This window comes from Streptomyces sp. NPDC002232 (assembly GCF_042890295.1).
Classification (GTDB): domain Bacteria; phylum Actinomycetota; class Actinomycetes; order Streptomycetales; family Streptomycetaceae; genus Streptomyces.
Genome location: NZ_JBIARV010000004.1, coordinates 685,155 through 706,346, shown reverse-complemented (window position 1 = coordinate 706,346; position 21,192 = coordinate 685,155). Strand labels below are relative to the sequence as shown.

Below are 21,192 nucleotides of genomic sequence, written 5' to 3'. Positions count from 1 at the left end.
CGCGCATGACGGAGACCGCCGCCCGCTACCTGTACCTGGCCCGGCACGCCGAGGCGACCCCGGACGAGAGCGGGCTCACGGACCGGGGCCGCCGCCAGGCCGTCCTGCTCGGCGAGCGGCTCCGCGGGGCGCCGCTGACGGCGGTCCACCACGGCCCGCTGGCCCGCGCGGAGGAGACGGCCCGGCTGATCGGCGATCAGCTCGACCGCGTTCCCCTGCGGATGTCACCGCCGGCGGGCGACTACATCCCCTACGTGCCCCGGCACGATGAGCTGCCCCCGAGGTCGGCCGACGCGATGCTCGCCTTCCTGGCGCAGTTCCCGGCGGAGGAGCGCGAGCAGGGGCCCGGGCTCGCCGCCGAGGCCCTCGCCCGGTTCACCGGTCCCGTCGAGGGCGACCGGCCGGTCCACGAACTCGTCGTCACCCACAACTTCCTGCTCGCCTGGCTCGTACGGGAGGCGCTGGAGGCCCCGAGGGCGCGCTGGATGGGGATCAACCACGCCAACGCCGCGCTGACCGTGATCCGCTACACGCACGACCGGGCCCCGGCCGTCCTGTTCCTCAACGACACCGGGCACCTCCCCCAGGAGCTGCGGTGGACCGGCTTCCCCGCCGAGCTCCACGTCTGACGCCGGTCCGGACACCGCTTCCCGGAGGCGGTCGGTCCGCATCGTGGACGCCCGGTCCCCTTGATCGCGGCCTGTCCAGTGACCATGATCATCGGGACCGGATCCGTCCCAGAGAGGCACTGAGCCCATCATGCGAGTCAAAGCCTTCGACCACCTCGTGCTCAACGTCACCGACGTCGACAGGTCGCTGGAGTTCTACACCGGCGCCCTGGGCCTCGCCCCCGAGCGGGTCGAGGAGTGGCGGGCGGGCAAGGTGTCCTTCCCGTCCGTACGCATCGACGAGAGCACGGTCATCGACCTCTTCTCCCGGACCCGGGGCGAGTCCAACGTCGACCACATCTGTCTGGTCGTGGACCCCCTGGACTGGCAGGAGGTCGTCGACTCCGGCACGTTCGAGGTCCTGGAGGGCCCCGTCCCGCGCTGGGGCGCGCGCGGCTCGGCCGAGTCGGTCTACGTGAAGGACCCCGACGGCAACACGGTCGAACTGCGCTGGTACCCGCAGGACGTCGAGAGCTGACGCGCCCTGCCGGGAACGTCCCGGTCGTTCCCGGCCCCGGTCACCGGGGCTGCCCGGCGGTCCCCGGCGGGGCGATCCGGGGACAGACGTACCGTCGGCCCGCTAACGTACCGGCGAGTAGCAAGGTGGGGCGGTCCCACCGGGTGCGAGGGGAGCGGACCATGGACCGACAGTGGAGCCTCGAGGAGAGCACGGTCGTCGACGCGCCGCCGGAGCTCGTCTTCGGCCTGGTCTCGGACCTGCGGAACATGGGCCGCTGGAGCCCGGAGTGCCGGTACGTGTGGGTGCTGCGGCCACCGGCCCGCACCGGGACCCGGTTCGTCGGCCTCAACCGGCGGGGACCGTTCCTCTGGCCCACCCTCGGGCGGGTGAGCACGCTGCGTCCGGACCGCGAGTTCGCCTTCGACATCAGTGTGTTCGGGCTGCCGATCGCGCGCTGGGGCTACCGGTTCGAACCGGAGGGCACCGGGACGCGGCTCACCGAGTTCTGGCAGGACCTGCGGACCGAAGGGTTCCGGGCGCGGGCCGCCGACCTGCTGGGCACGGTGTTCGCGGGGACGAACCCGGCGCGCCGGATCGCCCTGAACCGGTCCGGGATGCGGACCACGCTCGAACGGATCGCCCGCACCGCGACGGCCTCCGCCGGGGCCTGAGCGGCGGAACGCAACCGGGACAGGCCCGCGTCGCGGCTCCGATGCCATGATGATCACCGTCCGCGGGTTCCGGCCGGGCCCGGCCGCGCTTCCCGGGGACCGTGATGTCCGTCGCAGCCCTAGGAGCGCACGTGCAGGACCCCACGCGGCAGGAGCCGGCCCGCCCGGACGGGGCGGCACGCCCACGGACGCGCCCGTCCCGAGCCCCGGCCCGAGGGCCGTCGGCACCCCCGTCGCTGCCGTCCTGGGCGTCCTGGTGGCAGCGGCCGTTCCCCGACGCCAACACGCTCCTGCTGCACGGGCGGAGTCCGGCCCTGGTCGACTCGGGATTCGTCGGCCACGCCCGGGAGACGGCCGACTGGGCCCGCGCCCGGGCCGGCGCGATCGAGCTGGTCGTGAACACGCACTGGCACTCCGACCACGTCGGCGGCAACGCCCTCCTCCAGGCCGGTGGCGCAGGCGTCGCCGCCGGGGCGCCGGAGGCCGAGGCGATCGCCCGCAGGGACCCCGGCTGCTGCTCCGCGGAGTACCTGGACCAGCCGGTCGCCCCGTACACCGTCGACGTCGCGCTCGACGACGGACAGGTCCTGCGGCTCGGCGACACCGACTGGGAGGTCGTCCGCACGCCCGGCCACACCCCCGGCCACCTGTCCCTCTGGGAGCCCGGGGAGCGGCTGCTCGTGGTCGGGGACGCGCTGTCGGACTACGACGTCGGCTGGGTGAACCTCGCCCTCGACGGACCCGACGCGGCGGCCACCGCGCTGGCCTCGCTCCAGCGGATGGCCGACCTCGGCCCCCGTGTGATCCTGCCCTCCCACGGCCCCGTGCCGACGGACACCGGGGCCGCCTTCGACGCGGCGCTGCGCCGGGGCCGGCGGCTCGTCGACGACCCCGACGGGGCCGTCTGGTACGGCGCCCGCCGGATCCTCGCCTTCGCGCTCATGATCCGCGACGGCATCCCGGCCGCCGAGGTCGAGCCGTACCTCCACGCGCGCGCGTGGCTGACCGACGCCGCGCGCCTGCTGCGGCGCACGCCCGAGGAGCTCGCCGAGGAGCTGGTGACGTCGATGCTCTCCGGCGGCGGGATCGTGCTGCGGGAGGGGCGGCTGCACGCGGCGGCCGGCCACACCCCCGTGGCGGCCGACTCGCTGCGTGTGCCGTACCCGAGCGCCTGGCCGGCCCAGGAAACGCCCTGACGCGCCGGGGGACGGGACCGCCCGCACCCGGCCGCCGCCCGTCCGCCGCTACCCCTGCCGTGCGGCCGAGGGCCGCCGCCGCCCGGAGGCCAGGGTCCGGCCCAGGTCCAGCACGCTGAGGCCGAACATCAGGACGCCCAGCGGGACGTGGAGGGCCGCCTCGTGGGCGATCCCCAGCACCACCTGGACCGAGGCGAGGACGAGGAAGCCGGTCGAGTGGAGGACGGGGCGCGGCGATCCGCCCCCCGGCTTCCAGGCGAGGACCGCCGCGAGCACGTACAGCATGGTCGCGCCGTACATGACGCGCGCGCCGACGCCGTGGAGCGTTTCGCCCAGCGACGAGGAGAGCAGCAGTCCCGCCGTGGAGGCCTGGAAGAAGAGGGCGAGGGTCTGCAAAGCCGTCGAGACCTGGACGAAGGTCCGGAATCCGCTGCCCTGAACTGCGTCGCTCTGCGTGATGGTGGCCATGACGTGGACCTCTTCTTCTGCCTCGCGGCGGTGGCTCGGTAGTGTCTCGTCCGTCCGACGAAGCAGGCCCGCGAAATGTGAGGCGGGCTGCCGAACTCCTCGTCCGGCACGGGTCGCGCGGGCGCGGGCGGGGTCGGGCGGGACGAACCAGGGAGCAGTCGCGATCATGAGCATCCCCACCGTGCCGGGGCACGACCGGTCCGCACCGGAGCCGAGCGCGGTCGCCGGTGAGCGGCGCCAGTTGCTCAACATCGCCTATCGGCTGCTCGGTTCGCTCGCCGAGGCCGAGGACGCCGTGCAGGAGACGTACGCCCGCTGGTACGCGCTGTCCCCGGAGCGGCGCGAGGCCGTCGTGTCCCCCGGGGCCTGGCTGACCAAGGTGGCCGGGCGCGTCTGCCTGGACGTGCTCGGCTCGGCGCGGGTCCGGCGCGAGCGCTACGTCGGGACGTGGATACCCGAGCCCCTGCCCGACCGCGCGGACCGGGAGGGCGTGCGGACGGAGGGCGAGGGGGCCGCGCCGACCGATCCCGCCGACCGGATCACCCTGGACGAGTCGGTGAGCATGGCGTTCCTCGTGGTGCTGGAGTCGATGACGCCGGCCGAACGGGTCGCGTTCATCCTGCACGACGTCTTCCGGTACCCCTTCGGCGAGATGGCCGACATCCTCGGCCGCTCCCCCGCCGCCTGCCGGCAGCTGGCCTCCTCGGGCCGCCGCCGCGTACGCGCCGCGCGGACCCCGGCCGTGCCCGCGGCCCGACAGGCCGCCCTGCTGCGGGAGTTCAAGGAGGCGTGGGAGGCGAGGAACATCAGGGCGCTGGTCGATCTGCTCGACCCCGACGCGACCCTGTCGGCCGACGGCGGCGGCCTGGTCGGGGCCGTGCTCCGTCCGGTGCGGGGCAGCGCGCTGATCGCCCAGTACCTGGTGCACATCGCGGACAAGGCCCCCGGTCTGACCCTCCTGGAGCGGACGGTCAACGGCGTGCCCGGACTCGTCGCGCAGCACGCCGGTGTCACCGTGACGGTGGCCGCGTTCGAACTCGTCGAGGGTCGTGTCGCCCGCATCTGGGCGGTGCGCAACCCGGAGAAGCTGGGCCCGTGGACGGAGGGCGACCGCCCCTGAGCGGCGGGGTTCGGGACCGTGCGGCCCGGGGACGGGCGGTCCCTGATCCGGCGATCGCCGACGGCGCCCCGGGACCGGCCGTCCGTCACGCGGTGGGCGAGAGCCGCTCCCTGACCCAGGCGGGATCGGGGTTCGTGTGGGGCCGGCCGCCCACGAAGACCGTCGGCACGGTCTCGTTGCCGTCGTTCACCGCGCGCACCGCGGCCGCTCCTTCCGGGTCGCGCCAGATGTTCACCCAGTGGGCCCGGCGAGCGCCCCGGCCCAGGCCGATCCGGAGCCGTATGCAGAACGGGCACCCCGGCCGCCAGTAGACGACGGGCCGCCCGTCGGCCGCGCCGCGGCGCACCGCCTCCTCGGCGCTGATCGACCGGGGGAAGATCAGGGGCGAGTTCAGGCTCGCGAGGAGCAGGAAGAGGACGAGGAGCACGGCGCCTTCGACGGGGCTCCCCCGGGCGATCATCCCCACGGCGACGAGTGCACCGGCGACGGCGAACAGCAGCGGCAAGATCCAGACACGCATCATGAGGCGCAGGCTACCGACGAACGACCGCCGCGCGAGGGGCGGGACCGCGATCCGCCGCCCCGCCGCGCCCCCGCCGGATGGCCTCGCCCGTTCCGGTGGAATGGCCGAACTCTGCGTAGACCAGATAGGTGCCTGAGGCATGTAGTGGAGACGGCACCACAGTCCCTGCCAGCGAATCGCCCCTTGCGAGGCCCCCATGACGAAAGCCGTGGCGTTCCCCCAGGACCGGACCTGCCCCTACCACCCGCCGACCGCCTATCCCCGGACCGAGGAGGAGCTCCCGCTGTCGCGGGTCACCCTCTGGGACGGGCGGCCGGTCTGGCTCGTCACCGGACACGCCGCCGCCCGCGCGCTCCTCGCGGACCAGCGCCTGTCCACCGACTCCACCCGACCCGACTTCCCGCTGCCCACCGAACGGGCCGCGACCCTGCGCAGGCGCCGACGCGCGGCGCTGCTCGGCTGGGACGACCCCGAGCACAACACCCAGCGCCGGATGCTGATTCCGAGCTTCACCCTCAAGCGGTCGGAGACCCTGCGGCCCCGCATCCAGGAGACCGTGGACCGGCTCCTGGACGCGATGGAGGCGCAGGGACCCCCGGCCGAGCTGGTGAGCGCCTTCGCGCTGCCGGTGCCGTCGATCGTCATCTGCGACCTGCTCGGCGTGCCGTACGCGGACCACGACTTCTTCGAGGAGCAGTCCCGGCGGCTGCTGCGCGGTCCGACGGGCGCGGACACCGAGGACGCCCTGGCCCAGCTGGAGGGCTACCTCGGCGATCTGATCGACCGGAAGCGCCTGAAGCCCGGCGACGGCGTCCTCGACGACCTGGTGGCGCGCGGGTCCGGGGAGGGCGGTCCGGACCGGCAGGAGCTGGTGCAGCTCGCGACGATCCTGCTGGTCGCGGGGCACGAGACCACGGCGAACATGATCTCCCTGGGGACGTACACGCTGCTGCGGCACCCGGAGCGGCTGGCCGAGCTGCGGGCGGATCCCGGGCTGGTCCCCACGGCGGTGGAGGAGCTGCTGCGGTTCCTGTCGATCGCGGACGGACTGCTCCGGGTCGCGAGCGAGGACATCGATGTCGAAGGGCAGGTGATCCGGGCGGGCGAGGGCGTGGTCTTCTCGACCTCGGTCATCAACCGGGACGCCTCGGCCTACAGCGATCCGGACCGGCTCGACTGGACGCGGTCCCCCCGTCACCACGTAGCGTTCGGGTTCGGCATCCACCAGTGCCTGGGGCAGAACCTCGCCCGTGCCGAGCTGGAGATCGCGCTCGGCACCCTCCTGCGGAGGCTGCCGGATCTGCGGCTCGCGGTGCCCGCCGAGGAGATCCCGTTCAAGCCGGGCGACACGATCCAGGGGATGCTCGAACTCCCCGTCACGTGGTGAGGGGAGCGGTACCGGACATGGCGAAGGAAGCGGTGCGGATGCGTGTCTCGATCGACGGGGACGTCTGTATCGGCGCGGGGCAGTGCGCCCTGACCTCCCCGGACGTCTTCACCCAGGACGACGACGGCTTCGGGACGGTCGTCCCGGGCCGGGAGGACGGTGCGGGAACGCTGGTCCGCGAGGCGGCCCGCGCCTGCCCCGTCCAGGCGATCAGCCTGCACGGCCCGGTCGGCGAGGACGGTGCGTGACGGCCGTGCGCGGGTGACGCGGGAGCCGGTGCCGTCGAGCGGGCGGCACCGGCTCCCGCGCGCGAAGGCCGGGTACGGGGGTACAGGTGGTACCGGCTCCCGCGCGCGAAGGCCGGGTGCGGGGTACGGGCGGGCCGCGGGTGGTGCGGTCAGATCCGGGTCGAGAGGGGTACCGTGATCTGCTTCAGCCAGCTGCCCGCGGCGAAGTCGCGGGCCTTGACGACGACGCGGTCGTGGAAGACCTCCACCTGGAGCCCCTGGTTGAAGGTGCCGGGGACGGAGACCTCGCCGCCCTGTCCGTCGTCGGTGTAACCGGTCTGCACGGCACCCGTGTTGATCACCGAGAAGCCGTCCAGGTTGGCGGTTCCGGGGACGACCCGGCGGACGTACCAGTCCGACAGTCCGAGGTCCCAGTGCGTGTGCCCGCAGAAGAGGAAGACGTCGCGGTGGCGGCCGAGGATCGCGAGGAGGCGGTCCGCCTGGAGGTAGTCGCGCGAGTAGAGCCGGTTGTGGCTGCCGGAGACGGTGTTGGGCAGCGGGTGGTGCGTGACGACCATGACGGGCCTGCGCCGCCGGGCCCAGTACGCGAGGCGGTCCTCCAGCCAGGTGAACTGGGCCTCGCTGAGCCACACCTCGTCCCAGAGCTTCGGGTCGTGGAAGTGCATGTACTTCTCGGTGCCGAGGCTCAGCACCGGGATGCCGCCGAACGAGTGCTCCGCGTAGACCGTGTTGCGGCCGGCGAAGTGGAAGAAGCTCCGGAACAGCGAGTCCTCGGTGGCGCCGTTGGGCCAGGTGTCCTGCGCGAGGGTGGCGGGATCGCGCCACTTGGGGACGTAGAACTCGTGGTTCCCGATGGCCCAGGCGGTCGTCCGCGTACGGGTGTGGCGCGCGAGTTCGGCCGTGACGGCCGCGTACTCCGCGTCGTATCCGCGCGGGGTGATGTCACCGGCGACGGCCAGACCGGAGCTCGCCGGGTTGGTCCGGCGCATGTCCTCCAGGGCCACGCCGAGGTCGCGCAGATCGCCCTGGATGTCACTGATGACGTTGAACGCGGCGACCGGCCGCCCGGGACCGGCGTGCGGGCCGGACCGGTCGAGGGGCGCCGCTCCCGCAGGTATCTGCGAGGCGGCGAGCGCGCCGGCCGCTCCGGTGGCGACGGTGAGCAGGGATCTGCGGTCCACGGGGACTTCCTCTCGGGGGCGGCGGTGGACGGTCGCGAGCGCGACCGGCCACCACACGTCGAACCAGACCCGTTATGGGTACGTGATCCGAGCGGTCCGTCACCCAGCCCTGGATGTCCGCCACATGAACGCGTTCCGACAGTTTGACCGGCGTTCGAACATCAGGCGCTCCAGCGGGTCCGGACGAAGCGGATTCCCTTCAGCGACAGGGCCACGCCCATCAGGCCGAGACCGACGAACCCGATGACAAGGCTGCCGAAGCCGAGACCCACGAGAAGCAGGAAGCCGCTCGACGAGTCGAGCAGGTCGAGCAGGTCGAGCCGGGCGTCGACGCTCCGGTCTGCCTCGGGAGCGCGCAAGCCGCGCACCACCCGGACGAGTACGAGGAACTGGAGGGCGGCCAGGGCGACGAACACCCAGCGAAGGCCATCAGGTATGTCCACGTCGGACAATCTAGACGCCTCGGGGCGCCCCTCACATCGACCCGCCGGAGCCCTCGCCGCCGGAGCCCTCCGACCCTCAACTACGGTGCCGCACGGCCTCGTCGGACCGAGCGTGCGCCCTTTCGGCTGTCGACTCGGACGTAGGGTCGACGAGTTGACCGATCGTCTCCCCTCATCGCCACGGAGGTACTGCTCATGGACACCGACCGCCCGGCCTTTCTGCTGGTCCACGGCGCCTGGCACGGGGCCTGGTGCTGGGACGCGTTGCGCACGGAGCTCGACGCCACGGGACGGCGGTCCCACACGGTCGACCTGCCCAGTGCCCGGCCCGCGGACGGGACGCCGTCCCGTCCGGTCGGCATGCGGACCGACGCGGAGGCGATCCGGGAGAGCCTCCGCCGCATCGAGGGGCCCGTGGTGGTGGTCGCCCACTCGTACGGCGGTGTCCCCGCCACGGAGGCCGTCACCGGCGCGGACAACGTGACCGGGGTCGTCTACGTCGCCGGTTTCGCGCTGGACGCGGGCGAGAGCATGTTCACCTTCCTCGGCACGCCCGTGCCCGAGGACGGCACGGGACACGCCCCGCCGTACGAGGACTCCCGGCGGATCCTCTTCGGCGACGTGCCGGAGGCCGAGGCCGCGCGCGCCGTGGCCCGGCTGCGCCCGCAGTCCGTCCTGTCGTTCACGGAGCCGGTGACCGAGGCCGGATGGCGTACCGTGCCCTCCGCGTACGTCGTCTGCGAGCACGACCAGGCGCTCCCGCCGTCCCGGCAGCACGAGCTCGCGCGGCGCGCGGACGCCGTCCACCGCCTGCCGAGCGGCCACTCGCCGTTCCTCTCCATGCCCCGCCGGCTCGCCGCGCTCCTGGACCGGATCGCCGACTCCGGCCTTCCCGCCCCACGGCGCTGACCCGTCGGACGCGCTCTCCCGGGCCGCCCGCATTCCCCGCCGAGACATCGGGATCCCTATGGCAGGCATCGGATTCCTCATTGGATGCCCGGGGGTCGTCACCCCTACGGTCGACCACGTCGCCGCACGGATGATCTCGCCGAGGAACGCCACCCGGAGCAGAGTGTCCTGTGTGCGCACCCCTGCCACCGGGCCCCGTGGGCCCGCCACTCCTTGGAGCTCCCCATGTCGAAGATCCTTTTCGTGTTGACCGGCGCCGACCACTGGACGCTGGCCGACGGCACGAAGCACCCGAGCGGTTTCTGGGCCGAGGAGGTCGTCGCGCCGTACGAGGCCTTCCGGGCCGCCGGTCACGAGGTCGTCGTGGCCACGCCGGGCGGCGTCGTCCCGACCGTGGACGCGGGCAGCCTCGCCCCGGAGGCCAACGGAGGCCAGGAGGGCGCGGACAGGGTCGCCGCGACGCTCGCCTCCATCGACGCCATCAGGAACCCCCTCAGGCTGGAGGACGCCCGTCCGGCCGACTACGACGCCGTCTTCTACCCCGGCGGTCACGGCCCCATGGAGGACCTCGCCGTGAACGCGGCCTCCGGGCGGCTGCTCGCCGACACCCTGCGGTCGGGGACGCCGCTGGGCGTGGTCTGCCACGGCCCGGCCGCACTGCTCGCCGCCACGGACGCCGACGGCTCGAACGTCTTCGCCGGTCGCGAGATCACCGCCTTCAGCAATGCCGAGGAGACCCAGGCCGGGCTGGCCGACCGGGCGAAGTGGCTGCTGGAGACCCGGCTGATCGAGGCCGGCGCGGACGTCCGGGTGGGCGAGCCGTGGGCCCCGCACGTGGTCGTCGACGGGAACCTCGTCACCGGCCAGAACCCGGCCTCCTCCGCCCCGCTCGCCGCGGAGCTGCTCAAGAAGCTCGGCTGACCCCGGCGCGATCGCGCGGGCGGGCCCTGGACGCGGCCCGCCCGCGTCACTACCCTCCTCCTCACCTACTCGCATAATTGACTAGTTGCGGAGATGTCCATGAAGTCCTTCCGCCAGGCCGTCGAGGCGAACGACCACGCGGCGATCGAGGCCCTGCTCGCCGACGACGTCGTCTTCACCAGCCCCGTCGCCTTCAAGCCGTACCCGGGCAAGCCCCTCACGGCGGCCATCCTGCGCGCGGTCACCCGTGTCTTCAGCGACTTCCGCTACGTCCGGGAGATCAGCGGGGAGGACGGCCGCGACCACGCGCTCGTCTTCGAGGCCCGGGTCGGCGAGCGCGCGATCACCGGGTGCGACTTCCTCCACCTGGACGAGCACGGACTGATCGACGACTTCATGGTGATGGTCCGGCCGCTCTCCGCCGCGCAGGCCTTGGCCGAGGCCATGGGGGCACAGTTCGACCGCATCGCCGCGGAGGCCGCCGCGGCCACGTCCACCGCCGTCACCACGGCCCCGGGCTCGGGCGGCGGTGACCAGCCGGGCGAGGAGCCGTCGGGCGTCTGAGCCGGGCGCGGCTCCCGCCGGTCGGCGATACTGCTGCGATGCAGCCGATCCAGCCCGCCACCGAGCCCGAACCCCTCTCGGCCGATCCGCCGCACCGCACGGACCTGACGCTGCTCACCCAGTCCTGGCTCGACCTCACGTTCCTGCACTGGCCCGTGGATCCCGCCGAGGTGGCCCCGCTGCTGCCGCCCGGCACCGTGCCCGACACCCTCGACGGGGTCACCTACGTCGGCCTCGTCGCCTTCCGCATGCACCGGGTGGGCTGGTTCCGCCTGCCCGGGATCCCCTACCTGGGGAGCTTCCCGGAGACCAACGTGCGGCTGTACTCCGTGGACGGGCACGGGCGGCGCGGTGTGGTGTTCCGCTCGCTCGACGCCTCCCGGCTCCTGCCCGTGGCCGTCGGGCGATGGGCGTTCCGCATCCCGTACGTCTGGTCGCGGATGACCGTCCGCGCCGACGGCTCCACGCTGACGTACACGGGCCGCAGGCGCTGGCCCGGGCCGCGCGGGGCGCACAGCACGATCAGCGTGGACATCGGGGAGCGCGTCGACGAGCCGACCGAGCTCGAACACTTCCTGACCGCGCGCTGGGGCATGCACAGCTCCTTCCGCGGGCGGCCCCTCTACCTCCCGAACACCCACCCGCGCTGGCCGCTGCACCGGGCGCGCCTCCTCTCCTGCGACGAGAGCCTCCTCACGGCGGCGGGTCTCCGTCGTCCCCCGGGCGAGCCGGTGAGCGTGCTGTACTCCCCGGGCGTGCCGGTGCGGTTCGGCCCGCCGCCCCGGCCTGCCCGCACCGTGACCGTCCCCCGCCCGAGGCGCCCCGGGGACTGACGCCGCCGGTCAGTCCAGGAACGCGGCCACCAGCGCGGCGAAGTCCTCCGGGGCGAGGACCTCGACGCCGAGCTCCTGCGCCTTGACGGCCTTCGAGCTCGGCTTGCCGCTCGCGGACGGCGCCGCGACCAGGTACGTCGTCCTGGAGTTCACCCCGCTGCCCACGCGCCCGCCCGCCTTCTCGATGAGCGCGCCCATCTCGGAGCGCCCCCAGCCGTCCAGCGGACCGGTCATCCTCCCCGTCACGACGACGGTCGCCCCGGTCAGCGGGCGGTCGGCGGCGTCCTCGGCCGGCTCCTGCCGGGGCTCGGTCATCGCGACGCCCGCCGCGACCAGCTTGTCGATCACCGGGGCGAGCGCCGACAGCTGCTCCACGATGACCGGCGCCTTCTCCGGGCCTATGCCCTCGACGTCCTGCAGGGCCTCGGCGTCGGCCGCCCGGATGGCGTCCATCGTGCCGAAGTGCGCGGCGATGCGGCGGGACATGCTGCGGCCGGTGCCCGGCACACCGAGCGCGCAGAAGACCCGGCTGAGCGGGCGGGACCGGGCGAGCCGGATCTGCTCGGCCAGCTTCGCGCCCCGCTTGGCGCTGCCGGAGGCCTCGGTGAGCTGCTCCTCGGTGAGGGTGAACAGGTCGGCGACGTCGCCGACGGCCCCGGCGGCGATCAGCGCGTCGACGTATCTCCTGCCGAGGCCGTCGATGTCGAGTACGTCGCGCCCGGCGACGTACTCGATCAGCGGCGCCAGGGCGCAGGCGGTGCCCTTCGCGCAGCGCCACCGCTCCTGGCCCCGGTCGATCTCGCCGCCGCAGTTCGGGCACGCCTCGGGCAGCGGCACGGGCACGGCGCCCGGCGGGCGGAGCTCCACGACGGCGGCCTGGACGCGCGGGATGATGTCACCGGCCTTGTGGACGGTCACGGTGTCGCCGAGGTGGAGGTCCCGGCGGAGGATGTCGGCCGGATTGTGCAGGGTGGCTCGGGTGACGGTGGAGCCGTCGAGCTCCACGGCCGTGAGTACCGCCGTCGGGGCGAGCACACCCGTACGGCCCACCTCCCAGAACACGTCCTCCAGGACGGTCTGGCGCTCGACGGCCGGGAGCTTGTAGGCGATCGCCCAGTACGGGAAACGGGTGCCGAAGCCCGCGGCGGCCTGTTCCCCGGCGCTGTCCGCCTTGACGACGACGCCGTCGATGCCGAACGGCAGGAGCGCGCGCATGGCGGCGATCGCGTCGACCCGCTCCTGCGCCTCGGCCAGCGTGGCGACGGTGTGCAGTCCGGCCGGGGTCGCCGCCGTGGTCCGCACTCCCGCCGCCGCCACCGCGGCGAGGGTCTCGGCGTGACCGGCACCGGCCGGCAGGAAGGCCGCGCCGTCCAGCTCGACCGCGCCGTACGCCCAGAAGGTCAGGGCCGGCCGGTAGGGGCGGTCCTTGGCGCGCAGCGTGCCGGCGGCGCCGTTGCGCGGATTGGCGAAGACTCCCGCTCCGTGCGCGATCCGCAGCTCGTTCGCCGCCTCGAACTGCTCCTGGGTGAAGAGGACTTCCCCGCGCGCCTCGAAGGTGGCGGGCACGGGCAGCCGCTCGGGGAGGCCCTCGATCGTCCCGATGACGTGGCTGACGTCCTCGCCCCGTGCGCCGTCGCCCCGCGTGATGACCTGCACCAGACGCCCGTCGCGGTAGCGGGCGGCGACGGCCGCGCCGTCCATCTTCGGCTCGACGGTGAAGCCGCCCGCCGGCTCGTGGCCGAGCCGCCGCCCCAGGGAGGCGCCCCAGGCGACGAGCCCCTCGGGCGCGAAGACGTTGTCGAGGCTCAGCAGCCGCGTGGTGTGCGCGACGTCGCCGACGGGGGCCGCGCCGTCGGCGACCTGACCGGCGGGCGAGTCCGGGGCGACGTCCTCGGGATGCTCCGCCTCCCAGGACGTCACGGCGAGCCGCAGCCGGTCGTACGCGGCGTCGTCCATGACGCTGTAGCCCGCGCCGTAGTACGTGCGGGACGCGTCGCGCAGTCGCTCGATCGCGGCCGCGTACGCGACGGGGCTGGGCAGGCTGAAGTGCGCCTCAACGGCGGGCGTTGTCGTCATGTGCACCATCCTGGCGCAGGGCACTGACAACGCCCTTCGGGCGCCTATTGGGTGCTCATGCGGTGCGGGTGCGCCGGATCGGCCGGACAGACGAAGGCCCGGTACTCGTCCCGTCCCGCCGCGACCCCCGTCGGTGCGCCGACGGACGGGAAGGGTCCCCGACTCGCCTGGTGCTCCGGCCCGCCGCGAAGTCGCCGTCCGGCGGGGCCGGGTGGGGCCGCGGGCCGGACGGGGAACGCCGCACGCCGACTCCCGTGCGGTCGGAGTCGGCGTGCGGCGCTGTCCGCTCCCGCCGTGCGGCGGGAGCCGGTCCTGCGTCTCGTCGTCAGTGGGCGGCGAGCAGCTGGAGGGTGTCGATGACGCGGTTCGAGAAGCCCCACTCGTTGTCGTACCAGGCGACGACCTTGACGTGGCGTCCCTCGACGCGGGTCAGGGCCGAGTCGAAGATGGACGAGTGCGGGTTGCCCACGATGTCGGCGGAGACCAGCGCGTCCTCCGAGTACTCCAGGACACCGGCCAGCGGGCCCTCGGCCGCGGTGCGGTAGGCCGCCAGGACGTCCTCGACGGTCACGTCGCGGGCGACGGTCGTGTTGAGCTCGACGATCGAGCCGACCGGGACGGGCACGCGGATCGAGTCGCCGGACAGCTTGCCGTCCAGGTTCGGCAGGACGAGGCCGATGGCCTTCGCGGCGCCCGTGGAGGTCGGGACGATGTTGACGCCGGCGGCGCGGGCGCGGCGCGGGTCGCGGTGCGGGCCGTCCTGCAGGTTCTGCTCCTGCGTGTAGGCGTGGACCGTCGTCATGAAGCCGTGCTCGATGCCGGCGAGGTCGTCGAGCACCTTCGCGAGGGGCGCGAGGGCGTTGGTGGTGCAGGAGGCGTTCGAGACGATCGTGTGCAGCTCGGCGTCGTACGCGTCGGTGTTCACGCCGTACGCGAGGGTGACGTCGGCGCCGTCCGCAGGCGCGCTGACGAGGACCTTGCGGGCGCCGGCGTCGAGGTGCGCGCGGGCGGCCTTGGCGGAGGTGAAGCGTCCGGTCGACTCGAGGACGATGTCGACGCCGAGCTCGGCCCAGGGCAGCTCGGCCGGCTCGCGCTCGGCGAGCACCTTGATGCGGCGGCCGTCGACGACGAGGGTGTCCCCGTCGACGGTGACCGGACGGCCGAGGCGGCCCGAGGTGGAGTCGAAGGCGAGGAGCCGCGCGAGGGCGGTGGGCTCGGTCAGGTCGTTGACGGCGACGACCTCGAGGTCGGTGTCGCGCTCCAGGAGCGCACGGAGCGTGTTGCGTCCGATGCGGCCGAACCCGTTGATGGCGATGCGAGTCATGTTGCGGTGTCCCTTCCGACCTGCTGATTCGTCACCAGGTTCGCGCGGATCACCCGCCCCGACCAGCGGCGTGATCGCCACGGTCCGCAAGTATCGCGCCAAGGTCACGCGAGGTGTCCGGTGCGGCGGACTATTCCCCCTGCGCGAAGGTGCGCCGGTAGTCGCTGGGGGTGGTGCCCAGGATGCGCTGGAAGTGGAGGCGCAGATTCGCCCCGGTGCCCAGGCCGACGTCGGCGGCGATCTGCTCGACGCCCCGCTCGGAGCGTTCGAGCAGCTCACGGGCCATGTCGATGCGGGCGCGCATGACCCACTGCATGGGCGTGTAGCCGGTGTCCTCGGCGAAGCGCCGCGAGAAGGTGCGCGGCGACACGGCGGCGTTGCGGGCGAGGATCTCCAGCGTGAGGGGCTCGCCGAGCCGGTGCAGGGCCCATTCGCGGGTGGCGGCGAACCGCTCGCCGAGCGGCTCCGGGACGCTGCGCGGCACGTACTGCGCCTGGCCGCCGCTGCGGTAGGGCGCGGCGACCAGGCGCCGGGCCGCGTGGTTCGAGGCGCCCACGCCGAGGTCGCCGCGGAGGATGTGGAGGCAGAGGTCGATGCCGGACGCCGCTCCGGCCGAGGTGAGCACGCTTCCCTCGTCGACGAAGAGGACGTTCTCGTCGACGCGGATCAGCGGGCGCTTGGCCGCGAGGGCCCGGGAGTAGTGCCAGTGCGTGGTGGCGCGCCGGCCGTCGAGGAGGCCTGTGGCGGCGAGCGCGAAGGCGCCCGTCGAGATGGCGGCGAGCCGCGCCCCCCGGTCGTGCGCGGCGATCAGGGCGTCGACGACGGCGGGTGGCGGGTCCTCGCGGTCGGGGTGGCGGTAGCCGGGGACGAAGACGATGTCGGCCCAGGCGAGCGCTTCGAGGCCGTGGGCGACCTGGTACGCCAGGCCGTCGCCGCCGGCCACGACACCGGGTTCCGCGCCGCAGACGCGTACCTCGTACGGCATGCTCGCGCGGGTCGTGAAGACCTGGGCGGGGATGCCGACGTCGAGGGGTTTCGCTCCTTCGAGGACGAGGACGGCGACGCGGTGGAGACGTGAGGAGGACACGTCCACGAGGGTACGCGGCCGGGTGTCCGCGCTGGTCAGCGGCGGTCCTGGTGGCTTCCCGGTCAGCTTCTCCAGAGGACGCGCGCGGTCCGGGCGAGGACGCGGGGTGCGGTGAGCGCCCTGGGGTGCGCGCGCATGTGGACGACGTCCAGGTACGTCTGGTTGACCCGCGAGTCCCTGACCGAGGCGGTGGTGATGCGGTCGCCCGCCCAGCGCAGGATCCGGTAGCCGCGCGGGTAGGGGCCGGTGACGTGCGGCTGGGCGAGGTCGGCGGTCGTCGAGAGCTGCCAGGCGGCGTCGACCACCACGGCGGCCCGGCGGAAGTAGCCCCAGGCCGGGTCGTGCGGCGAGGCGCCGCTCCGCAGGTGGACGTGGAGGGAGGAGGCCTGGAGCGCGGCGAGCGTCAGTCCCTGGCCGTAGACGGGGTTCACGGTGGCCATGGCGTCTCCCAGGACGACGAGTCCGCCGGGGAAGTCTGTCAGGTCCGTGAACCGGCGCCGGCGACTCTCCCTGAAGTGGAAGGGCTCCACCCCGCCGGTCATCTCGCAGCGCTCGGCGACCTCGCGGAGCGGGGCGACGCAGCGCCTCATCCGGGCGAGGAACTCCGCGGGGTCGCGCCCGGGGCGGTGCTCGGCGTATCCGGCGAGGACGACGGACCAGGTGCCGTCCTCGGTGGCGGTCAGGGCCCCGGGTTCGCACAGGACGGGCTGGTAGTCGTGGGCGGGGCCCGGGGTGGAGTGGGCGACGACCGTGTCCGGGAGCTCGCTCCCCCGGGTGAAGCGGGCGGTGGCGTAGCCGAGGTCGACGCGCATGCGGTCCACCGGGGCCTGGCCCCAGCCCTCGGCCGCGAGCCAGGAGGTGAGCCGGCTGGAGCGGCCCATGGCGTCGACGACGAGGTCGGCCGGCACGTCGTACTCGGTGTCCTCGGCGTCAGGGGTGTGCGCGGCGGCCAGCCGGACTCCGACGGCCCGTCCGCCCTTCAGGATCAGGCCCTTGGCGGTGGCCCGCTCGGTCCTGACGTTGCCCAGGGCCGTGACGCGGCGGCGGACGTGCGCCTCGATGAACGGGCGGCCGGCGCCGAGCATCGTCACGTCGGCGACGGGGGCCTTGAGGGCGCCGTCGACGTAGAACCGGACCTCGTCGCCCCGGCCGAGGCGGGCGCCGCCGTCGACCATCTCCCGGGTGATGCCCGGGAAGAGGTCCTCGATCCGGGTGTGCCCCATGGCGAGCAGGGCGTGCAGCTGCCGTCGGTGCGGCGCGCCCGGTCCCGTACCGTCCCCGCCCTCGCCGAGGAGGTCGGGTTCGACGACGAGCACCTCGTCGGCGAAGCCGCTCAGGACCCGGGCGGCGAGCAGCCCGGCGAAGCTTCCTCCCAGAACAACGGCGCGCTTCACGTGTCCCCTCCTTCTCGGGTGTGTTCCCGGCCGTCGCGAAGGTCGTCGCGACGGCCGGGACCCTACCGTGCGCCGGAGCCGCCGGGCGCTCCGTACTCGCTGCGGCAGGAAGCGTGGCACCGGAACTCCTCGGGACGGGAGCCACGCCGTGCGGCACGGGAACTCCTCGCGACGGGAACCACGCCGTGTGGCACCGGAACCCCTCGGGACGGGAACTACGCCGTGTGGCACCGGAACCCCTCGGGACGGGAACTACGCCGTCCGGATCTCGTTCCTCGTGTCCGGAACCGTTCAGGAGCCCGCGGCACTCATGATCGTTGGACATCGGGGGCCCCGCGCGACAGCGGCGCGGTCCCCGCTCCTGCGGCCCACCCCCGCCGAGTGCCGCGCCGAACGTTCGCAAGAAGCAGAGGAATCACCGTGTTCCAGTCGTCGCACCGCCGCCTGGCCGTGAGCGCCACCCTGATCGCCGCGCTGGCGGCGGGTCTCGCTCCGGCCACCAGCGCGTTCGCCACGCCTCCCGCTCCCGCCGCCGCGCGGGCCGTTCCCGCCCCGGACATGGCCGGAGTGGCCGCGGCGCTCGACTCGGCCATGGCCAACGGCGCCCCGGGCGCCATGGCCCGGTTCAGCGGTCCCGACGGGGTCCGGAGCCGGACCGCGGGCGTCCGGGACCGGGCGTCGGGGGCGCCCATGGACATCAACGCCCGGTTCCGCATCGGCAGCGTGAGCAAGACCTTCTCCTCGGTGGTGCTCCTCCAGCTGGTCGAGGAGGGCCGGCTGGAGCTCGACGCGCCGGTCGACCAGTACCTTCCGGGGCTGCTGCCCGACGACCGGATCACCGTCCGGCACCTGCTGACGCACCGGAGCGGGCTGGCCGACTACACGGACGCGATGTTCAACGACACCGTGCCGGGCTTCGAGGCCGTGCGGAACCGGGTGTTCAGCTACCGGGAGCTCGTCGACCTGTCCCTGCGCGAGCCCCGCACGACCGAGCCCGGCGTGTCGTACCAGTACTCCAACGCGAACTTCGTGGTCGTCGGGATGCTCATCGAGAAGCTCACCGGCCGGCCTGTGTCCGACGCGTACCAGCGCCGCATCTTCACTCCGCTGAAGCTCACGAGCACGTCGTACGTCCACCCGGACACCCGCATCGCGGGCCTGCGCGTGCGGGGCTACCTGCACCCGGACGCCGCCGGCGACCCGCTCGTCGACTCCACGGAGCAGACGGTGTCCTGGGCGCAGTCCGCCGGTGCGGTCATCTCCAGCCCGGCCGATCTGAACACCTTCACCAGTGCGCTGATGCGCGGCCGGCTGCTGTCCCCGGCGATGCTGGAGGCCATGACGACGGTCACGCCGACGGATGCCACGAACACCCGTTTCTACGGACTGGGCCTGCGCCGCTACGACCTGTCCTGCGGTACGCGGGTGTACGGGCACACGGGCACCGTGCAGGGCTTCTACACGTACGCGTTCTCGACCGGCGACGGCCGGCGCAGTCTGTCCGCCCTGGCGAACACGTCGAACCACGGCGAGGCGAACACGGCGCTCGGCGGAACGCTGGAGGCGGCCTTCTGCGGGAAGAAGCCGGCGGCGGCGTCCTCGCGCGCGGCAGCGTCGCCGACGGCCCGCGACCTCTCGTCGCTGCCGGCGGAGCGGGACCTGCCCGAGCGCCACTGACGGCGCGGCGGTGACGGGCCGGGGCGCCGCTGACGGCTCTCCGGCGCGTCCCGGCGCTCACGCCGGGCGCGCGCTCACGCCGCGTACTCGGTGAGGTCGATGGCATGGACGCGCAGGGGAAGGCCGAGGACCGGGTGGCTCGTCTCCCGCTCCGGCACCATGCCGAGTTTGCGCATGACGTTCTCGGAGGCGCGGTTGCCGGTGTGGGCGATGGCGATCACGCGGTCGAGGCCGCGGTCCTGGAGGGCGAACTCCAGGACGGCGTGGGCGGCCTCGGAGGCGTACCCCTGGCCCCAGTACGGACGGCCCAGGCGCCAGCCGATCTCCACGGCGGGGAGCACCTCGGGGAGGAAGTCCGGGACCGACAGCCCGGCGAAGCCGATCAGCTCTCCGGAGCCGAGGATCTCGACCGCGAAGAGCCCGAAGCCCTCCTCGTCCCATTCCTCCTCGTACCGCTCGATGGCCTCGGCGGTCTCTTCCAGGTCGCGGACCGAGCCGTCGCCGATCCACCGCATGACCTCGGGGTCGGCGTTGATCTCCGCCATCGGGACGAGGTCGTCGTCGTTCCAGCGGCGGAGGAGGAGGCGGGGGGTGAGGATCTCGGTCATGCCCCCATCCTGACGCACGGGACGCCCCGCCTCACGGTGGCGGGCGCGCCCGGGCGTCGGCGGATCAGCGGTAGTACGGCTCGACCGCGGCCCGCACCTCGTCGAGCAGCGCGGGGCCGTCCTGCGGCACGGGCGGCCGGTCGGCCGCGGGGCGGATGTCGAGGAGCTGCGCGCCGGAGAGCGCGTAGACGACGCGGCGGAGGCCCGCCTGACGGATGACCGCCGCGCACATGCCGCACGGCTCGCAGCTGGTGTACATCGTGGTCGCGGCGGCCGTCACGGGGTCCAGTTCCCTGGCCGCCCACCGGGCGAGCTTGAGTTCGGGGTGGGCGGTGATGTCCCGGTCGGTGAGGGTGGTGTTGCGCTCCTCCGCCAGGACGGTGCCGTCCGGCGCCGCGAGGAGCGAGCCGAAGGGCGGGTCGCCGCCGTCCCGTGCCTCAGCGGCGAGGGCGATGGCGCGGCGGAGGAGGGTGCGGTCGTCGGCTGTCGTCATGACGGCTCCGTTCGGGTGCGGTGCGGGGCGAGGCGCGCGGCCACGGTGGCGAGTGCCTGCCAGGCCTTCTGCGGGTGTGCGGTCTCCTGGGGGTCGCCGCCGTACGGGTCGAGGACGACGCACTCGGCGCCCATCCGGCGCAGCTGGTCGAGGTCGTCCATGACCTGGTCGACGGTCCCCTCCCCCGCGACGCGGTCGGGTCGGCCGACCGGTTCGGGGGTGAGCCTCAGGGCGATGCGCGGGGCCAGGGCGGGGCGCGGGACGCCCTGCTCGTCCGCGTGTTCCTGGAGTCTGGCGGCGCCGTCGCGGAGCTGCGCCAGGGTGCGGCGGAGGGGGTGCCAGGCGTCGCCGAACCGGACGGCGCGGCGCAGTCCGGCGTCGCTGTGGCCGCCGATCCAGACCGGGATGCGGCGGTCGCCGTAGGCGGCGGTGTCGGCCCAGGCCTCGCGCAGCGCGGCGAGGTGTTCGTCGGTGAGCCGTCCCCTGCGCTCGAACGGGATCCCCAGGGCGGCGAACTCCTGGCGGGCCCAGCCCACTCCCACTCCGAGGACGAGCCGCCCGTCGCTGAGGGCGTCGAGGTTGGCCGCCATGCGCGCGGTGAGCAGGGGGTGTCGGTAGGGGGCGATGAGGACGGTCGTGCCGAGCCGCACCCGGGTGGTGACGCCGGCCAGCCACGACAGGGTGGTGAACGGCTCGTAGAAGGGGGCCGGGTAGCGCTCGGCGACGTCGGGGGTGATGGCGATGTGGTCCGAGAGCATCAGCAGGTCGTATCCGAGGCCCTCCACGGTCCGGGCCCACTCGCGCAGTGTTCCGGGGTCGGCTCCGGGGCCGAAGTTGAGGATGTTGACTCCGATCTTCACGCGGCACAGGCTAGCCAGGCGCGCCGGGCGATCAGAAGTGATTCCCGCCTGTTCAGGGGCCGTTCGGCCGTGCATTCGCCG

At 73.8% G+C, this 21,192-nt stretch carries 23 protein-coding genes; 12 read left to right on the top strand and 11 right to left on the bottom strand.

What is annotated here, in order from left to right; translation table 11 throughout:
* Window positions 1-5 precede the first annotated feature (5 nt).
* The 4 genes from ACFYXU_RS21095 to ACFYXU_RS21080 all read left to right on the top strand — a co-directional run bounded on the left by ACFYXU_RS21095 (window position 6) and on the right by ACFYXU_RS21080 (window position 2,995).
* Window positions 6-629 (top strand): histidine phosphatase family protein, encoded by a 624-nt coding sequence (locus ACFYXU_RS21095; RefSeq protein ID WP_389459216.1) that lies wholly within the window; start codon window positions 6-8, stop codon window positions 627-629.
* A gap of 130 nt (window positions 630-759) precedes the next feature.
* Window positions 760-1,146: a VOC family protein gene (locus tag ACFYXU_RS21090; RefSeq protein ID WP_376514501.1), complete on the top strand. Its 387-nt coding sequence runs from the start codon at window positions 760-762 to the stop codon at window positions 1,144-1,146.
* Between the two features lie 161 nt (window positions 1,147-1,307).
* Complete coding sequence (locus tag ACFYXU_RS21085) at window positions 1,308-1,799, top strand: SRPBCC family protein (RefSeq protein ID WP_389459213.1); 492 nt, start codon at window positions 1,308-1,310, stop codon at window positions 1,797-1,799.
* 131 nt (window positions 1,800-1,930) lie between these two features.
* Window positions 1,931-2,995, top strand: coding sequence for an MBL fold metallo-hydrolase (locus ACFYXU_RS21080; protein ID WP_389459211.1), 1,065 nt, complete (start codon window positions 1,931-1,933; stop codon window positions 2,993-2,995).
* A 48-nt stretch (window positions 2,996-3,043) separates the two neighbouring features.
* Here ACFYXU_RS21080 and ACFYXU_RS21075 read toward each other — a convergent pair whose 3' ends face one another.
* Window positions 3,044-3,463 (bottom strand): hypothetical protein, encoded by a 420-nt coding sequence (locus tag ACFYXU_RS21075; RefSeq protein WP_361392145.1) that lies wholly within the window; start codon window positions 3,461-3,463, stop codon window positions 3,044-3,046.
* A 166-nt stretch (window positions 3,464-3,629) separates the two neighbouring features.
* On the opposite strand from ACFYXU_RS21075, the gene sigJ reads away from it, so the two are divergent.
* On the top strand, window positions 3,630-4,583 hold the full coding sequence (gene sigJ, locus ACFYXU_RS21070; protein ID WP_389459208.1) for an RNA polymerase sigma factor SigJ: 954 nt from the start codon (window positions 3,630-3,632) through the stop codon (window positions 4,581-4,583).
* Between the two features lie 85 nt (window positions 4,584-4,668).
* Here the strand turns inward: sigJ and ACFYXU_RS21065 are convergent, their stop codons facing one another.
* Complete coding sequence (locus ACFYXU_RS21065) at window positions 4,669-5,106, bottom strand: glutaredoxin domain-containing protein (RefSeq protein ID WP_389459206.1); 438 nt, start codon at window positions 5,104-5,106, stop codon at window positions 4,669-4,671.
* Window positions 5,107-5,302: 196 nt separating this feature from the next.
* Between ACFYXU_RS21065 and ACFYXU_RS21060 the strand changes: the two genes are divergently transcribed.
* Both ACFYXU_RS21060 and ACFYXU_RS21055 read left to right on the top strand, forming a co-directional pair.
* Window positions 5,303-6,493, top strand: coding sequence for a cytochrome P450 (locus ACFYXU_RS21060; protein ID WP_389405764.1), 1,191 nt, complete (start codon window positions 5,303-5,305; stop codon window positions 6,491-6,493).
* A gap of 38 nt (window positions 6,494-6,531) precedes the next feature.
* Window positions 6,532-6,741, top strand: a complete 210-nt coding sequence (locus tag ACFYXU_RS21055; protein WP_389459658.1) for a ferredoxin — start codon at window positions 6,532-6,534, stop codon at window positions 6,739-6,741.
* A gap of 149 nt (window positions 6,742-6,890) precedes the next feature.
* Here the strand turns inward: ACFYXU_RS21055 and ACFYXU_RS21050 are convergent, their stop codons facing one another.
* Both ACFYXU_RS21050 and ACFYXU_RS21045 read right to left on the bottom strand, forming a co-directional pair.
* Window positions 6,891-7,922 carry a metallophosphoesterase family protein gene (locus tag ACFYXU_RS21050; RefSeq protein ID WP_389459204.1) on the bottom strand — a complete coding sequence of 344 codons (1,032 nt, stop codon included), beginning with the start codon at window positions 7,920-7,922 and terminating at the stop codon, window positions 6,891-6,893.
* Between the two features lie 161 nt (window positions 7,923-8,083).
* Entirely contained in the window at window positions 8,084-8,365 is a 282-nt protein-coding gene (locus ACFYXU_RS21045) for a hypothetical protein (RefSeq protein ID WP_389459202.1), read from the bottom strand.
* A gap of 195 nt (window positions 8,366-8,560) precedes the next feature.
* Between ACFYXU_RS21045 and ACFYXU_RS21040 the strand changes: the two genes are divergently transcribed.
* From ACFYXU_RS21040 to ACFYXU_RS21025, 4 genes are all read left to right on the top strand, one after another.
* A complete protein-coding gene (locus tag ACFYXU_RS21040) occupies window positions 8,561-9,274 on the top strand; it encodes an alpha/beta fold hydrolase (RefSeq protein WP_389459200.1) in 714 nt (237 codons plus the stop codon).
* A gap of 225 nt (window positions 9,275-9,499) precedes the next feature.
* The gene (locus tag ACFYXU_RS21035; RefSeq protein ID WP_329858414.1) at window positions 9,500-10,195 is read left to right on the top strand and encodes a type 1 glutamine amidotransferase domain-containing protein; all 696 of its coding nucleotides are present in this window, start codon (window positions 9,500-9,502) and stop codon (window positions 10,193-10,195) included.
* Between the two features lie 99 nt (window positions 10,196-10,294).
* Complete coding sequence (locus ACFYXU_RS21030; protein WP_389459198.1) at window positions 10,295-10,759, top strand: nuclear transport factor 2 family protein; 465 nt, start codon at window positions 10,295-10,297, stop codon at window positions 10,757-10,759.
* A 38-nt stretch (window positions 10,760-10,797) separates the two neighbouring features.
* A complete protein-coding gene (locus ACFYXU_RS21025; protein WP_389459196.1) occupies window positions 10,798-11,592 on the top strand; it encodes a YqjF family protein in 795 nt (264 codons plus the stop codon).
* Window positions 11,593-11,601: 9 nt separating this feature from the next.
* Here the strand turns inward: ACFYXU_RS21025 and ligA are convergent, their stop codons facing one another.
* The 4 genes from ligA to ACFYXU_RS21005 form a co-directional block, all read right to left on the bottom strand.
* A complete protein-coding gene (ligA, locus tag ACFYXU_RS21020; RefSeq protein ID WP_389459194.1) occupies window positions 11,602-13,668 on the bottom strand; it encodes an NAD-dependent DNA ligase LigA in 2,067 nt (688 codons plus the stop codon).
* Between the two features lie 325 nt (window positions 13,669-13,993).
* On the bottom strand, window positions 13,994-14,992 hold the full coding sequence (gene gap / locus ACFYXU_RS21015) for a type I glyceraldehyde-3-phosphate dehydrogenase (RefSeq protein ID WP_376515609.1): 999 nt from the start codon (window positions 14,990-14,992) through the stop codon (window positions 13,994-13,996).
* 130 nt (window positions 14,993-15,122) lie between these two features.
* Entirely contained in the window at window positions 15,123-16,079 is a 957-nt protein-coding gene (locus ACFYXU_RS21010) for a DJ-1/PfpI family protein (protein WP_329858422.1), read from the bottom strand.
* 62 nt (window positions 16,080-16,141) lie between these two features.
* Window positions 16,142-17,473, bottom strand: coding sequence for a hypothetical protein (locus tag ACFYXU_RS21005; RefSeq protein ID WP_389459191.1), 1,332 nt, complete (start codon window positions 17,471-17,473; stop codon window positions 16,142-16,144).
* A gap of 420 nt (window positions 17,474-17,893) precedes the next feature.
* On the opposite strand from ACFYXU_RS21005, the gene ACFYXU_RS21000 reads away from it, so the two are divergent.
* Complete coding sequence (locus ACFYXU_RS21000) at window positions 17,894-19,150, top strand: serine hydrolase domain-containing protein (protein WP_376515600.1); 1,257 nt, start codon at window positions 17,894-17,896, stop codon at window positions 19,148-19,150.
* 74 nt (window positions 19,151-19,224) lie between these two features.
* Here the strand turns inward: ACFYXU_RS21000 and ACFYXU_RS20995 are convergent, their stop codons facing one another.
* The 3 genes from ACFYXU_RS20995 to ACFYXU_RS20985 all read right to left on the bottom strand — a co-directional run bounded on the left by ACFYXU_RS20995 (window position 19,225) and on the right by ACFYXU_RS20985 (window position 21,111).
* A complete protein-coding gene (locus ACFYXU_RS20995) occupies window positions 19,225-19,758 on the bottom strand; it encodes a GNAT family N-acetyltransferase (protein WP_389405771.1) in 534 nt (177 codons plus the stop codon).
* A gap of 64 nt (window positions 19,759-19,822) precedes the next feature.
* Window positions 19,823-20,251, bottom strand: a complete 429-nt coding sequence (locus ACFYXU_RS20990; protein ID WP_361392100.1) for a nucleoside deaminase — start codon at window positions 20,249-20,251, stop codon at window positions 19,823-19,825.
* Window positions 20,248-21,111: a TIGR03619 family F420-dependent LLM class oxidoreductase gene (locus tag ACFYXU_RS20985; RefSeq protein WP_389405772.1), complete on the bottom strand. Its 864-nt coding sequence runs from the start codon at window positions 21,109-21,111 to the stop codon at window positions 20,248-20,250. Before ACFYXU_RS20985 ends, ACFYXU_RS20990 begins: the two co-directional genes overlap by 4 nt.
* Between the last annotated feature and the right edge of the window lie 81 nt (window positions 21,112-21,192).

What these genes read in the sequence shown, in the direction of transcription:
- ACFYXU_RS21040 (WP_389459200.1), top strand. Translation starts at nt 8,561, where the DNA reads ATGGACACCGACCGCCCGGCCTTTCTGCTGGTCCACGGCGCCTGGCAC.
- ACFYXU_RS20990 (WP_361392100.1), bottom strand. Translation starts at nt 20,251, where the DNA reads ATGACGACAGCCGACGACCGCACCCTCCTCCGCCGCGCCATCGCCCTC.
- ligA (WP_389459194.1), bottom strand. Translation starts at nt 13,668, where the DNA reads ATGACGACAACGCCCGCCGTTGAGGCGCACTTCAGCCTGCCCAGCCCC.
- sigJ (WP_389459208.1), top strand. Translation starts at nt 3,630, where the DNA reads ATGAGCATCCCCACCGTGCCGGGGCACGACCGGTCCGCACCGGAGCCG.
- ACFYXU_RS21085 (WP_389459213.1), top strand. Translation starts at nt 1,308, where the DNA reads ATGGACCGACAGTGGAGCCTCGAGGAGAGCACGGTCGTCGACGCGCCG.
- ACFYXU_RS21065 (WP_389459206.1), bottom strand. Translation starts at nt 5,106, where the DNA reads ATGATGCGTGTCTGGATCTTGCCGCTGCTGTTCGCCGTCGCCGGTGCA.
- ACFYXU_RS21035 (WP_329858414.1), top strand. Translation starts at nt 9,500, where the DNA reads ATGTCGAAGATCCTTTTCGTGTTGACCGGCGCCGACCACTGGACGCTG.
- gap (WP_376515609.1), bottom strand. Translation starts at nt 14,992, where the DNA reads ATGACTCGCATCGCCATCAACGGGTTCGGCCGCATCGGACGCAACACG.
- ACFYXU_RS21095 (WP_389459216.1), top strand. Translation starts at nt 6, where the DNA reads ATGACGGAGACCGCCGCCCGCTACCTGTACCTGGCCCGGCACGCCGAG.
- ACFYXU_RS21030 (WP_389459198.1), top strand. Translation starts at nt 10,295, where the DNA reads ATGAAGTCCTTCCGCCAGGCCGTCGAGGCGAACGACCACGCGGCGATC.
- ACFYXU_RS21060 (WP_389405764.1), top strand. Translation starts at nt 5,303, where the DNA reads ATGACGAAAGCCGTGGCGTTCCCCCAGGACCGGACCTGCCCCTACCAC.
- ACFYXU_RS21055 (WP_389459658.1), top strand. Translation starts at nt 6,532, where the DNA reads ATGCGTGTCTCGATCGACGGGGACGTCTGTATCGGCGCGGGGCAGTGC.
- ACFYXU_RS21025 (WP_389459196.1), top strand. Translation starts at nt 10,798, where the DNA reads ATGCAGCCGATCCAGCCCGCCACCGAGCCCGAACCCCTCTCGGCCGAT.
- ACFYXU_RS21075 (WP_361392145.1), bottom strand. Translation starts at nt 3,463, where the DNA reads ATGGCCACCATCACGCAGAGCGACGCAGTTCAGGGCAGCGGATTCCGG.
- ACFYXU_RS21090 (WP_376514501.1), top strand. Translation starts at nt 760, where the DNA reads ATGCGAGTCAAAGCCTTCGACCACCTCGTGCTCAACGTCACCGACGTC.
- ACFYXU_RS20995 (WP_389405771.1), bottom strand. Translation starts at nt 19,758, where the DNA reads ATGACCGAGATCCTCACCCCCCGCCTCCTCCTCCGCCGCTGGAACGAC.